Here is a 14,423-nt window from a genome sequence, read left to right as displayed (position 1 = left end):
GTCTTTCTAGATGTCGTATAGGTTTTCGTCCATCTTGGATGGTCTCTCGTCTTTCAAGAAATACAGAAAATAGAGCAAGCGAGCCGGCAATTGCTAGGTAAATGCATTCAGATTGCCAGAATTGGCGATAGGATCCCGGAACGCCTAGGTTCATGAGCGACAGAATAACCACAATGACTTCCCCGACGAACATGACCTTCCACATCTACCAAGATTATCCGTAGTTATCCCCGTGCGTTTGCGATCCAACAAAAAAACCACCGCTTACTGATTCCTAAGCAGTCGATTAAAACACACGCCCCAACCCAAAGAACCACTTCCGATGACCGCTATCCCCGACACTCCCCCCGCCATAAAACGGCCCAAGAATAGTCTTCACCACCACTGCACCCGAGATATCATTCGGCAACGTCGGCGTCCCCGGAGCCGCGTTCCACACCTTCCCAATCTCATAAAATCCCGCTGCATAGATCGAATCCCCGATCACCGGATTCAGCTTCGTCAGCCGGTAAAGATAGCCCACCTGCCCCAGAAAATAATCACTCCCCAGCAGCTCTCCGCGACCATACGCACTCAACCGCAGCGCCCCGCCCAGCGAAAACCCCGCCAGCCCAAGGTTCGTCGCTCCAAAGCTCGTCCCTCCCTCCATCGTGCCAAAGATAATCCCCTTCTGCCGCGCAGGAAGGAAGTGCGCCACGCGAGTATCCCACTGCGAGTAGCCACCTTCGCCAAACGGTCTCTGCGTCGAGTGCGTATACTTCGTCAGCAACTCCGACCCCCTCGTCGGCACCTGCACATTATCCTGCCCCAGGTACTGAAACCGCACGTTGCTCACAAACGGCGTCAGGTGAAAGATCTGCTCAATCGGCTGCCCCACGCGCAGCGTCTCGCCATACCACTGGTAGTCCTCACCCACCCTCAACTCAGCCTTCGAGCTGAACCGATACCCAAGATCCAACCCCAATCCATTCCGCTCCTCCGTGTACTGCGAGAGCTCCTGGCTCCCCGAATAAAGCGACGTAATCGTATGAGCGTAGTACGCTCGCGGCGCAACAAAGTACCGCTTCGCCGCCACCAACGGCTGATACAACTCCCCTGAAACTCCCGCCACCTTCCCCACCGAAGCGTCCAGCCGTATCTCAGACCCCGGCCCCGTCAGCCCAAAGAACGTCACCCGTCCGCCTAGTCCCAGCTGAATATCGTTCGAATCATTCGAAGCAAGCGTCGGTCCCACGTCCAAAAACGGCGGCCCATAGTCTTTGATCTGCGGTCGCACCAGCAACCCGGTCTTGTTCTTCTCATCGACCAGGTTGTAGCTGATGTTCGAGTAAGTTCCCGTACCCTGCAGATCCGCAATCGTCTCTTCAATCTTCTTCGAATCCACCGGCTTGCCGACATACTTCATAAACCCATTCGCAATCTCCGCACGCTGCGCGCCCTTCACCCCACGCACACTCACAAACTGCGGGGCCGGAATCTTCGTCCTTCGCCGTGCATCCCGCTGCGCCACATACGCCCGCCAGTCCGCGTCGTTCAAGGCATACTTCTCCAACTCCGCCGCATGCTCCTCTGCCACCTTCACGCCCTGCGGAATAATCTCCGCGCTCCTCTCAAACTCGCTCGAGCTGAACTTGCTCACATCCGCCTTCAGCAGAATGTTGGCGTTCTTCATGCTCTCGAGCTCGTTCGCCGAAACCATGATCGCAACATTCCTTCCCGCCACCCCGACCAGCGAGTTCAAGCTCGCCTTATCCACCGGCCCCGTATCCAGGTACACCGCAATCACAACCTCCGCGCCCATCGATCGCGCCACATCAACCGGCAGATTATTCACCGCGCCGCCATCCGAGTAGATCTGGTCCCCATGCGCCACCGGTGCAAACACCCCGGGAATCGACATCGTCGATCGCATCGCCTGAGCCAGCGATCCATCCTTGAACACATGCTCCTTGCCCGTCGTAATATCAGTCGCCACGCAGCGAAAGGGAATCGGTAGATCGTCGAAGTTCTTCAAATCGTAGTAAGGAAGCATCTCCCGGTCCAGCAGCAACCCCACCGCCGACCCCGAGTTCAACCCATTCGGCAGACTCAGGCCATGCTTCAACCCAAACTCCAGCCGATTCGGAAACGCCAGCTTGTCTTCCTTTCGGCGATAGCTCAATGCGGGAAACGGAAGCTGCCCACTCAACACCGCCGGCCAGTTAATCCCACCGACAAAATCCTCAATCTCCTGCGGACTGTTCCCCGACGCATACAGTCCACCGATCAGGCCTCCCATGCTCGTTCCGGCAATATCATCTACTGGAATGTGGTGATCTTCCATCCACTCAATCACGCCCACGTGCGCAAACCCCAGCGCCCCACCACCCTCCAGCACCAGCCCAATCCTCTGCCGGGTCGGCGGCTCAATCGTCGGCCTCTGCGCCCAGGTCCTCAGACTCGCGGGCCACAGCACAAGCAGTGCCGCAGCAACGATCGTCTTCAAAACTGTTTGCGGGCAGGGATGGAGTCGACGAAGCTTCATAAGAAGGAACAACGTGCAACAGGGGAGGTTGTCGCTTCATTCTACGGGGCATACTCCGTTTATCTTCAGAACTTCAACCCTCCAGAATCACAGGCATCACCTGACGTTCCATCCACGAAGCCCTCCGGCAAGCAAGCTTAGCCAAACAGTGACAATCCTTTCACCTTGCACTGACAACTGCGCCAGGCAGAACGCCTACCGTGTGCTCACTGGGGCCAGCTTATTACTAGCTCAATCAGTTTTGGCAAAAGGAGAAGTGAATATGACAAATTTAGAAAATCTGATCGGGAAATCCGCAAATCGGCGCGCGTTCCTGAAGACCGGAATCACTGCAGCAGGTGCAGCGACAATCGGCGCTGGACTGTCGGGCAGCGGGCGATCCGCGTTCGGTGAGGATCGTGACAGGGATCGCGACGACATCACCAAAGGCGACATCGCGATCCTCAGGTTCCTCAACGTCATCGAGCAGATCGAGACCGATCTGTGGATTCAATACTCCGAACTCGGAGGCACCCAGGACAACGAAGTCTCCGGAGTCAACGGGGGAAATCCTCTCTACACCGCCGCACTTTCCATTCTCGATGGTGACATGGCCCAGTACATTCACGACAACACCGACGATGAGATCAGCCACGTAGCCTTCCTGAAAGCCTATCTGGAGTCGAAGGGTGCCGAGGCCGTCGACCTCAGTCCGTTTGCCACCATCCCAGGCAGCACCGCGACTGGCTCTACCGGCAAGAGGCGGCTCACCAACCTCACCCAGCTCACCGTCGACACCAGCTTCTGGTCCAGGTATCGCAGCATTACCAACCCCGACGTCGACGAGAACTCGCCCTTCCTGCAAGCGGTTCCCAGTCTCAACGTAGGCCGGCATACCGCCATTCCAAGAACCGACGCCGACACCGCCGGCAGTTTCCTCAGCAGTGACAACACCAAAAGCATCACACCCCATCTCCAGGCGATCGCCTTCACCGCTGGATTCCACTTTGCCTTCATTGAGGCAGGCGGCACCAGCCTCTATCCCACCCTCGCCCAGAAGGTACACAACGCAGAGGTGTTGCGCGTCCTGCTCAGCATTGGCCCAGCCGAGACTATGCACTTCCAAACCTGGCAAGACAAGGCAGGCAACGCACTCCCGCTCACCGACGTCGACAATGGCCCCGGAGGCACGGGAGCCACGGTAACGTTTACAACCCTTTCAGCGGCCCAGGGAGAGACCGATCCCGAGTCCCTCAAAGGCGACACCTTGCAGGCCAACCTGATCATGCCCGAGCCAACCCACTTCCTCAGCAAGAAGTTCCCCCCTGTTTCGATCATTCGTCCAACCTCGACCAAAAACTCAGGAGCTGTAGCCGCTGTCCATGCCTTTATCAATGACGGGCTCTTCATCGGCCAGAAGAATCCCGAGTTCCTGCGTCTTTTATTCGAACTGGCGGAGGAAGCAGACGAGGCTCGCCGCGGATTCTAAACGATCTGTAAGTTTCTTCCTCAAAGAGAAAGGCGCGCAGTCCCCCGGCGCCTTTCTCTTATTTTTCAACTCTTCGTCAGATCTCCAGAATCACCGGCATGATCAAAGGCCGCCGGCTCGTGCTCTTCTGGATATAACGCTTCAGGTCGTTCCGAATCTTCTCTTTGATCACGCCATAGTCGGCCTTCTCTTCCGCCGAAGATCCCTCCAGCGTCCGCTGCACCACCTGCCGCGCCTCAGCGATCAAACCCTCTTCTGTAGCGATCGCCATTCCTCGGATCACAATCTCCGGTGGATTCTCCAACAGACCCGTCTGCTTGTTGATCGCAATGATCGGCAGCACAATGCCATCCTCGCTCAAGTGCTTCCGATCGCGAATAACAATGTCTTCCACCACGTCCGTCGAGGTCCCGCCAGAATCGATGCACACTCGTCCAACCGTAACCTTCCCGGTCTTCGTAGCCGAGCCCTTATCCAGCTCCAGAACGTCGCCGTCCTCCAACAAAATCGTCTTCTCGACCACGCCCATCGACCCCGCCAGCTCCGCATGACGCTTCAGGTGACGATAGTCTCCATGAATCGGAATAAAGAACTTCGGACGAACGAGATTGATCATCAACCTCAACTCCTCCTGGCTCCCATGTCCGCTCACGTGGATCAGACCCGACTGCCCGTCATCATGAATCACCTTCGCATCGCGCCGCTCCAGGTGATCGATCATCCGGTAGATCGACTTCTCATTCCCCGGAATCACCCGCGAACTCAGCAGCACCGTATCACCCGCATCGATATGCGCGAACTTGTGATTATTCACCGCCGCCCGGCTCAGCGCACTCATCGGCTCACCCTGCGTGCCGCTGATCATGATCAGTAACTTATTTGGAGCAAAATCACGAATCTGCCCCGGATTGATCACCAGACCCTGCGGCAGATCGAGATACCCAAGATCCTGCGCAATCTCGGTCGAGTTATCCAGCGACCGTCCAATCACAGCAACCTTGCGTCCATGCTGATGCGCCAACTCCATCGCCAGCCGAATCCGATGAATCGAAGAAGAGAAGCAGCTGAAGAAAAGCTTCTTCTTCGTCTGCGAAAAGATCTCATCCAGCTTCGGCCTTACAGCGCGCTCACTCGGCGTATACCCATTGCGGTCCACGTTGGTCGAGTCCTGCAACAGCGCCAGCACGCCCTGCTTGCCCAGCTCCGCAAACGCATGCAGATCGAACGGTTTGTTATCCGGCGGCGACAGGTCGATCTTGAAGTCGCCCGTATGCAGCACCACGCCCACCGGCGTATGAATCGCCAACGCCACGCAGTCCACCAGCGAGTGCGTCACCCGGATCGGCATGATCGAAAACGGCCCCAGCGTAATCCGATGCCCGGGAATCATCTCGTTCAAATCCGCGTCATCCAGCAGCCGGTGCTCTTCCAGCTTGCCCTCAACATACGCCAGCGTAAACTCGGTCCCATACACCGGAACATTCAGTTCAGACAGAATCCACGGCAGGCCGCCAATGTGGTCTTCGTGTCCATGGGTCAAAAGGATCGCGCGAACCTTCTCGCGGTTTTCAGTCAAATAGCTGATATCCGGGACAACAATGTCCACACCCAGCAACTCTTCTTCAGGAAACATCAGACCGGCATCGATGACAATAATGTCATCCTGCCAGCGGATCGCCATGCAGTTCATACCGAACTCGCCAAGGCCACCCAGCGGAATAATCTTCAATTTATCTTGTGCCATCAATAGTTAAGCTTACCATCGCAAGCCCAACTGCTCTGTCAACGAGGCAAACAAGGCATCTTCACCACAATCCGCCCGAAAAACATGCGATCAATCATCAACGCCCGATCAATCGTTACCGCGCCGCCTCAAGAACCTCGATCCCCTCCGGCCCACCAATCACCACCTTGCTCGCCATCCCCAGAAACAGCCCATGCTCCACCACCCCAACCGTCCCTTTCAACTTCGCCGCCGCCTGCCATGCATCGAACCCAACCTGCGGCAGCTTGCAATGCACAATGTAGTGCTGCCCATCCGTTACGTAGGGTTTGCCCTCGTCCGTCACCCGCAGCTCCGACTCAAACCCCAGGTCCTGCAGTCGCTTGATCGTCGTCTCATAGCCAAACGGAACCACCTCCACCGGCAGCGCAAACACGGCTCCCAGTGTCTTCACCAGCTTCCGCGGGTCCACCGCGATAATCAGCTTCTTACTCGCCATCGCCACAATCTTCTCGCGCAGCAGCGCCCCGCCATGCCCCTTGATCAGATAAAGCGTCCCCACCTGCACTTCATCCGCGCCATCGATCGTCATGTCCAGCTGCGGCAGATGCGCAAAGTCGCTCATCGGAATCTTCCACTCCAACGCCAGCTTCTGCGAGGCCTCAGACGTAGCGATCGCCTTGATCCGCAACCCCTCCGCAACCCGGCGTCCCACCTCTTCAATCACCAGCGCCGAAGTAGATCCCGACCCCAGGCCCACCGCCATTCCATCTTCAATCTGCGCTGCCGCCCACACCGCAGCCCGGCGCTTGGCTGCATCGACCGAATTGCTCTCAGGAGAACTCATGCCTTCCTTGATATCACGAGAACCAAAAATCTGCACGACACCGCCAAGCGATCAGAGATAAGTTCTCATCACTTTGGCTCCCAAGCCATTCAGCCTTACAGAGTTTCGTTCCATAGCGCGAGTTCAGCGGCTTGCGGCGCATGTTCCACGCGGCTTTCCGAGCTAGCCTTCGCTCCGAAGATCATGGTCGACCGGCTCTTTTCGTCATACAGTGGCCACGTCGGAAGCCCCGGTGCCGCCGGCTTCTCGCCGCGGATGAAGGCAGCCCAGGCCGCATGCATCTGCTTGCCCAGCGCGGCTTCCGATGCGGCATCCACAACCTGCCTGTGCGGATGATTCCAGACCATCCCAACATCGAGCGAGTGATAGGCGTCGCCTTTGAACTTACCGCTCGTCTCCACAAACTCCAGTTCGTAGACATACGCGCTCCCCCCGCCCTTCAGATGCGCCTCTGCCACACGGAGCGAAGGGACCCAGTACTCCTCCGCCGTGACCGCGCGAATGCGACGCCGCTCCACGCTGAGTTGCGGATAAATCGCCTTGTACTTTTGATAGACAGCATCGAACTTCGCGACACTCGTGTTCCCAAGCTGATTTGCCGTCGCATCTTTCACCGGATGCGGTCCGATAAAGACAGCGCTCTCTTCCCGGTTGGTCCCGATCAACAGCCTCTTGCCACGGGTCGAGCCGCCGGCGATCGTCTCCACAGGAAGCCGCGGAATCAACGTTCCATCGATCTCCGCGCGCAGCGGGAAGTGTTGCGGCCACGTATCGAGCAACTGTTGTTGAGCCTCGATCAGCTCTCCTCCTGCCACTGTCTTCAGGCCCGCGACTCGGCTCCCCGATTGTTTCTGCCACAGATCGCCAAAGCCCTTCGAAACGCCTGCGCTCGCAGCACGATCCCAAACGCGTTCGGCGCCGCCACTCTCAGAGATCATCTGCTGAAACAACGGCTGGGCGGATGGAATACCCATCAAGATACCGGTCAGCTTCGCACCCGCCGACTCACCACCAATCGTCACGCGACCGGGATCGCCGCCAAACGCACTGATGTTCTCCTGTATCCACGACAACGCGGTCATCAGATCACGCAGCGCGTTATTCGCAGTTCCGGCGTACTGCTCTCCCAGCAAGGGTTCGTAATCCAGAAAGCCGAAGACGCCAAGGCGATACTCCATTGAGATGCTGATGATCCCTTCGTGGGCAAAGTCCGTGCCGTCATACATGGGCTCGAAGGCGTAACCGTCGGTGAACCCTCCACCGTGAATCCAGACAAAGACCGGAAAGGGCCCGTTCCCTTCAGGCGCCCAGAGGTTCAGGTAAAGGCAATCTTCGCTGTGCGGAACTTCCACCAATTTATGCTGCAACGGTGCAGCGGGGAACTGCGTTGCATCCCGTTCGCCCTTCCACGGGATCACTTTTTCTGTGGGAAGAAAGCGCAGCTGTCCCACAGGTGGTTCCGCGAAAGGAACGCCACGAAAGACGCGAACACCATCCCTGCTCTCGCCACGCAAGACTCCGCTCGGTGCACGAACGATGGCAGGTGCTACATCTGCAGATGCGAAAAGACTACGGGTTCCGAAGGCACATACAGCCAGCGAACCATTTCCGAGAAAACTTCGACGAGTGATCATAAGTACCGTCATCTCAGTCTATCTGCCCGCCCCTTCGACTTAGCCCAATTCGTAAACATAAACCAACAAATCCAACCATCGACCGCTTGCTCCCACCATGCGAGTGGCGAGATAGTAGAGGCACCACTGACAAGGAGCACCATGGGCCATGCAACTAATCTCATTTCAATTCAGGTGAACGGATAGGAGGAAGCACATGGCAATCACGAAAGAGGAAGTGCGCAGTGTTAATCCGAGCAGCGTTGCGAAAGTTGACACGAAGCTGGAAATAGTCGTCATCCCCGTCTCGGATGTCGACCGCGCGAAGGAGTTCTACGGGAGGCTCGGATGGCGACTCGATGCCGACTACGACAACGGTAGCGACTTCCGCGTAATCCAGTTCACGCCGCCCGGCTCCGGATGCTCAGTCATCTTCGGCAGGAATGTCACCGCGGCACCACCGGGCTCTGCACAGGGCCTCTACCTTATCGTTTCCGATATAGCCGCCGCTCGCAAAGAACTGCTCAGTCGAGGCGTCGACATCAGCGAGGTGTTCCACGACGCCGGCGGTGTGTACGCTGGGCCAGACCAGCCCTACCTCTTTGGGAGGCTGCGGGTCAGTGGTCCCGATCCCGATCATCGCAGCTACCGCACCTTCGCCTCGTTCAATGATCCAGACGGCAATGGCTGGCTCTTTCAAGAGATCACCACCCGTCTGCCCGGACGCATCGACTCCGCTGCGACATCCTTCGCTTCAGCAAACGATCTGGCGAGCGCGCTACGGCGCGCGGGAGCCGCTCACGGCGAACACGAGAAGCGCACCGGCGGCAAGTACGACGAGAACTGGCCAGACTGGTACGCCTCCTACATGGTGGCAGAGCAGGCCGGCAAAGAGCTGCCGCAGTAAACAACTAACGGCGCAATCGTCTTGCGCCTGATTACTCGGGCGGTGTTCGCATTGGACGCCGCTCTCCATCAATATTCCAATCACGCCAGCGCCATCCAATCCGACAACTGATCTCCTTAGGGCATACGAGAGCATGCTTCCGATGGCAAGGCCTGTGCAGCAGTGAGCTCCCGTTGAGGCCCACGACAGTTACCAACGCCCTCCAGCACTCTTCGCTGAAAACCTGGCGGCTCTTGCTCGATAGCGTGAGCCATCTTTGCCCGTCGTGGCATCTGAGACATGGCTTCGATTAATTCACTGGCAAAGGAGAACCCCAATGTCCACGCCCGAACAGTACGACGCAATCATCATCGGCAGCGGAGAAGGCGGCAAATATCTCGCCTGGCATCTCGGCTCTCAGGGCAAGAAGGTCGCCAACATCGAAGACAAGCGGCTAGGCGGAGCCTGTCCCAACATCGCCTGCCTCCCCAGCAAGAATGTCATCCACTCCGCCAAGGTAGCCTCCTTCTTCCAACGCGGAGCCGAGTTCGGCATCGTCCACGGCGACTGGCACGTTGACATGGAAGCCGTCAGCGCCCGCCGCCAGCGCATGATCGACGGCCTCCGCGACATGCACCTCGCCAACTACGCCAAATCCAAAGCCGAGATCGTCATGGGCTTCGGCCGCTTCGTCGCCGAGAAGACCGTCGAAGTCGCCCTCAACGCCGGCGGCACCCGCACCCTCCGCTCCGACTACATCTTCCTCGACACCGGCTCCCGTGCCACCATCGACCCCATCCTCGGCCTCGCCGAATCCACTCCCATGACCCACATCGAACTCCTCGAGCTCACCACCCTCCCCGAGCATCTCCTCGTCCTCGGCGGCGGCTTCATCGGTCTCGAGCTGGCCCAGGCCATGCGCCGCTTCGGCTCCAACGTCACCATCATCGAGCGCAACCCCACCCTCGTCCACCGCGAAGACCCCGACGTCACCCAAGCTCTCCACCAGCTCTTCGCGGACGAGGGCATCGACATCGTCACCAGGGCCAACGTCACCCGTATCGAAGGCACCTCAGGCAAATCCGTCATCGTGCACCTCAGCGACGGCGCCAGACTCGAGGGCACCCACCTCTTAGTCGCCACCGGCCGCACCCCCAACACGCAAAATATGAACCTCGATCTCGTCGGCATCAAAACCACCCCCTCCGGCCACTTCCAGGTCAACGACCGCCTCGAGACCACCGCCCCCGGCGTCTGGGCCATGGGCGACTGCGCCGGCTCCCCCCACTTCACCCACGCCTCCTTCGACGACTTCCGCATCGTGCGCGACAACCTCGCCGGAGCCAGCCGCACCACCAAGAACCGCCAGATCCCCTCCGTCACCTTCACCGACCCCGAACTGGCCCACGTAGGCCTCACCGAAAACGAAGCAAAGAAGCAGGGAACAGCCTACCGTCTCGGCAAGATCCCCATGGCCGCCGCCCTACGCACCCGCACGCTCGACGAAACCCGCGGCTTCATGAAGGTCCTCATCGGCACCTCAGCCGAATCCGAAGACGACCGAATCCTGGGCTTCACCGCCTTCGGTCCCGGAGCAGGCGAACTCCTCCCTGTCATCCAGCTGGCCATCTCCGCCAACCTGCCCTACACCGCCGTCCACAACCTGATCCTCACCCACCCCACCCTCTCCGAGGGCTTCCTCAACCTCTTCAACACCGTCCCAAAGCACCCGGCATAGAAACCAAGCCAAAACGAATCAATCCTCCCGACCAACGGGAGGGCCAAACATATCGCGATCACCGAGAAAAGATATACACGCCACGAAGTGGCCGCCGAATCGGGGTCCCCGCAAACAGGTCTTCGTTTGCGGGGTGACTGAGCGGAGTGGGCCCGTCCGGCAGGACAAGGTCTCAAAAATAAACTTCAAAACCATGGCGTATTTTTCGACCCCCAAAAAGCAGCTGCTAAAACACCACATCAGCCACGCAAAACACCACAAACCCACCACGATTTACCACCACAAATCAGCGCAAAATCTCCTCTAACACCAAAGAAAGCTCAGTTTTCTCATCCCGATATTTAACAATCACCGGCGCCGCCAAACTCAACCCCCACTCCGCGCCCTTCCCCTTAGAGACCGCCCGCGACCCCGGCACCACCACAGCCCCTTCAGGAATCACCAGCGGCATCTTCGCCGTAGCCTTATAAATCTCGCCCTTCACCAGGTCATACACCGGCGTCCCCCGCGTCAACACGGTCCCAGCCGCCAGCACCGCGCGTCTCCGCACCACGGTCCCCTCATAAACCCCAGTATTTCCGCCAATCAAACAATCATCTTCAATAATCACAGGCGAAGCATTCACTGGCTCCAGCACTCCGCCAATCTGCGCTGCAGCACTCAGATGCACCCGCTTGCCCACCTGCGCGCAACTCCCCACCAGCGCATGCGAGTCCACCATCGTCCCCTCATCCACATACGCCCCAACATTCACGTAAGAAGGCGGAATCAACGCAACCCCCTTCGCCACATACGCCCCCGTCCGCGCACTCACGCCACCCGGCACCACGCGCACCCCGTCCGCCACCACAAATCGTCGCACCGGATAAGTGTGTTTATCGATAAACCGCAGCGTCTCCCCACCCATCTCCCTCATCGTTCCAATGCGAAACCCCAGCAGAATCCCACGTTTCACCCACCCATTCACCCGCCAGCCCAGCGGCACCGAAGCATCCGGCTCCGCAGCCCGCAACTCGCCCGCCTCCAGCTTCCCGCGCAGCTCAAGAAAACAAGCCTCCGCCTCAGCACTTCCAACCGCCGCCGCACCCTGCGCAAACCAATGCTCAATCCGCTCCTGCAAATCTCCGTTCAAAACTCAGTCCTCATCTCTTTCCTTTCCGTAAATAGAACCGAAAACAACTAAAACATCCGCAGATCGTCGCCACTAGGCGCAACCCCCACCAGCATTCCCAACTCTCCCACCATCCGCTCCAGCCGTCTCCGCGTCGCATCCGACACCGGCACCATCGGCAGCCGCAGCACATCCTCCCCACGCCCCAGCATATGCAGCACCGCCTTCACCGGAGCAGGGCTAGCCTCCCAGAAGTGCGCCTGCATCAGCCGGAAGAACTGCCGATTGATCCGCCTCGCATCCACCCAATCGTTCTCCAGCGCCGCCCCCACCATCCGAGCCATCTGTCCCGGAATCACATTCGAAGCCACCGAAACCAACCCAGCCCCGCCCAGCGCCAGCACCGGCAACGCCAGCCCATCGTCCCCGGCAAACACCTTGAAGCTCCGCGGAGCCGTCGTCAGCAGCTCGGTAATTTGAGCAATGTTCCCACTAGACTCTTTCACCCCAATCACATTCTTCAGCTCCGCCAGCCGAAGCACCGTCGCCGGTTCCAGGTTCGCACCCGTCCGCGAAGGAATGTTGTACAGCAGTACGGGCAGCTCCGTCGCCTCGGCGATCGCGCGAAAGTGCTGATACTGCCCCTCCTGTCCAGGCCGATTGTAGTAAGGATTCGCCGACAGAACGCCCGTCAACCCATGCACCTGCGACAGCTTCTGCACCCGCGCCACTGCCTCATGCGTCGAGTTATGCGTGCACCCCGCAAACACCGGCACCCGCCCCCCCGCCGCAGCAACCACGACCTCAATCGCCCGCAGCCACTCGACTTCGGTCAGCGTCGAAGCTTCGCCGGTCGTCCCGCAAGGCACAAGAAAATCGATTCCACTCTCGATCTGCCACGTCACCAGCGCATGCAGCGCAGGTTCATCAACGCTGCCGTCCCTGCGAAAGGGAGTCACCAGCGCCGTTCCACAACCCATCAATTCCATAGTGTCTGCAAGTTTACCGCGCCGGCGGTGTTGATTTCAGAACAACCGTCCACATGGCTCTGCAAAGCAAAAAAAGCCCCAGCGATCTCTCGCCAGGGCCTCAAAAGCACTTACTCGCTAACCTCGATAGAGCTCCGACGGGACATGGAACTCGGGCATATGCAGCTCCGCCGCTCCATTTGCCGCACCCGCTGGCATATCCATGCACTTCACAAAGGCCGTCTGGAACTTCTCCATCTCAGCCTTCGTCCCCACCGTCACGCGCACATAGTTCGGCATCGCCGACCACGTCCGCCCAACCGCAACGTTCTCCTTCAGCATGGCATTCTGAAACTCTTTCCCAGGCCGCTTCACATCCACCATGAACATATTTCCCTGCGACCCCTGAATGACCTTGTAACCATGCTTCGTCAAAAACTCCACCGTCTCCGTCCGAATATCCCCATTGATCTTCTTGCGCAGAGGCACCAGATCCTTATCCTGGAGACTCGCGCGAGCAGCAGCAGCGCTCGTAATCGAGACACTCGCCAGGCTCTGGCTAGGCCCGCCGACATTGTTGAATCGCTCAATCAGATCCGGCCGCGCCACCACAAACCCCGCACGCAGGCCGGCCATTCCATAGATCTTCGAGAATGTCCGCATCACGATCACATCTTTATCCTGGTTCACCAGATCGATGCACGACTCGTCATTTGAGAAGTGATGGTAAGCCTCGTCGATGATCACCACCGACCCCTTCGGCTTGTTATTCACCAGCCAGACAATGTCTTCCTTCGGAGTCATCGTTCCCGTCGGATTATTCGGATTCACAATGTAGTAAGCGCCCGGCGCAGGATGCGCCTTCAACATCGCCTTCACGTCATGCGCATAGGTCCCAGTCAGCGGCACAGGATACTTCGGAGCCTTCATCACCTCCGCCGCGCGTGGCCCCTGCTCATAGCTGGGGTCCCCATACACCAGCGGCTTGTCCGGGCCAAGGTTCGACATCAGCGCCAGATCCAGCGGCCCGCTCGACCCAGGGAACAAAGCCGAATAGTCCTTCTTCAGCCCAAACTCCCCGTTGAAGACATCGATCGTCTTCACATACTCATCCCAGTGATACCGCCCGCCCTGCACGCCCATGCTACATATCGCCGTCAACGCGGACTGCGCCGGTCCCAGCGGATTCTCATTCGAGCTGATCACCACGGTGTCAGCCGACAGCGCCTGCATCCCACGCGATCGTCGTGCTGTCTGGCCCGCGGGCGCAGCAGCCGGTGTCATCGCGGCGAACGCAGGAAACGAGGTGGCTGCTGCCGAAGCCGCACCAACAATGCGCAGAAACGACCTGCGGGAAACGCCTTGCGTCATATCGGAGTTCATAGAAGTTCTCCTCGAAAGTCGATTAGTAGAGATGCGACACCACGGCAACAGAAGGAAGAAGCCTACTGAGGATCCTGAGGATACTAAGGATCAGCTACACCTTTCCTGCAAAACAGCAGGAACTATTCTTTGGGAACTTTGGGATGAAGACGGACAACCGTC

General features: G+C 58.5%; 10 protein-coding genes. 3 read left to right on the top strand and 7 right to left on the bottom strand.

From position 1 onward, the window contains the following. Window positions 1–286: 286 nt before the first annotated feature. Window positions 287–2,485, bottom strand: coding sequence for a patatin-like phospholipase family protein (locus HDF10_RS17365; RefSeq protein WP_183815622.1), 2,199 nt, complete (start codon window positions 2,483–2,485; stop codon window positions 287–289). Window positions 2,486–2,786: 301 nt separating this feature from the next. Here HDF10_RS17365 and HDF10_RS17360 point away from each other — a divergent pair, with 301 nt between their 5' ends. After that, complete coding sequence (locus tag HDF10_RS17360; RefSeq protein WP_183815620.1) at window positions 2,787–3,992, top strand: hypothetical protein; 1,206 nt, start codon at window positions 2,787–2,789, stop codon at window positions 3,990–3,992. Between the two features lie 76 nt (window positions 3,993–4,068). On the opposite strand, the gene HDF10_RS17355 is transcribed toward HDF10_RS17360, so the two are convergent. From HDF10_RS17355 to HDF10_RS17345, 3 genes are all read right to left on the bottom strand, one after another. Next, entirely contained in the window at window positions 4,069–5,736 is a 1,668-nt protein-coding gene (locus HDF10_RS17355; protein WP_183815618.1) for a ribonuclease J, read from the bottom strand. A gap of 115 nt (window positions 5,737–5,851) precedes the next feature. After that, complete coding sequence (gene rpiA / locus HDF10_RS17350) at window positions 5,852–6,562, bottom strand: ribose 5-phosphate isomerase A (RefSeq protein WP_183815616.1); 711 nt, start codon at window positions 6,560–6,562, stop codon at window positions 5,852–5,854. 95 nt (window positions 6,563–6,657) lie between these two features. Beyond that, on the bottom strand, window positions 6,658–8,196 hold the full coding sequence (locus tag HDF10_RS17345) for a carboxylesterase/lipase family protein (protein ID WP_183815614.1): 1,539 nt from the start codon (window positions 8,194–8,196) through the stop codon (window positions 6,658–6,660). A 196-nt stretch (window positions 8,197–8,392) separates the two neighbouring features. Between HDF10_RS17345 and HDF10_RS17340 the strand changes: the two genes are divergently transcribed. Beyond that, complete coding sequence (locus HDF10_RS17340; protein ID WP_183815613.1) at window positions 8,393–9,082, top strand: VOC family protein; 690 nt, start codon at window positions 8,393–8,395, stop codon at window positions 9,080–9,082. Window positions 9,083–9,398: 316 nt separating this feature from the next. Then, complete coding sequence (locus HDF10_RS17335) at window positions 9,399–10,799, top strand: dihydrolipoyl dehydrogenase family protein (RefSeq protein WP_183815611.1); 1,401 nt, start codon at window positions 9,399–9,401, stop codon at window positions 10,797–10,799. A 286-nt stretch (window positions 10,800–11,085) separates the two neighbouring features. Here HDF10_RS17335 and HDF10_RS17330 read toward each other — a convergent pair whose 3' ends face one another. The 3 genes from HDF10_RS17330 to HDF10_RS17320 form a co-directional block, all read right to left on the bottom strand. Then, window positions 11,086–11,931, bottom strand: a complete 846-nt coding sequence (locus tag HDF10_RS17330; RefSeq protein ID WP_183815609.1) for a 2,3,4,5-tetrahydropyridine-2,6-dicarboxylate N-succinyltransferase — start codon at window positions 11,929–11,931, stop codon at window positions 11,086–11,088. Between the two features lie 47 nt (window positions 11,932–11,978). Then, window positions 11,979–12,899 (bottom strand): 4-hydroxy-tetrahydrodipicolinate synthase, encoded by a 921-nt coding sequence (dapA, locus tag HDF10_RS17325; RefSeq protein ID WP_183815607.1) that lies wholly within the window; start codon window positions 12,897–12,899, stop codon window positions 11,979–11,981. Window positions 12,900–13,016: 117 nt separating this feature from the next. Further along, window positions 13,017–14,261: an aminotransferase class I/II-fold pyridoxal phosphate-dependent enzyme gene (locus tag HDF10_RS17320; RefSeq protein WP_183815605.1), complete on the bottom strand. Its 1,245-nt coding sequence runs from the start codon at window positions 14,259–14,261 to the stop codon at window positions 13,017–13,019. Window positions 14,262–14,423: the final 162 nt, after the last annotated feature.

Origin of the sequence: Tunturiibacter empetritectus (assembly GCF_014201375.1) — a bacterium.
GTDB classification, from domain to species: domain Bacteria; phylum Acidobacteriota; class Terriglobia; order Terriglobales; family Acidobacteriaceae; genus Edaphobacter; species Edaphobacter lichenicola_D.
The sequence above is the reverse complement of the archived record's forward strand: the minus strand, read 5'-3'. Positions and strand labels throughout refer to the sequence as shown.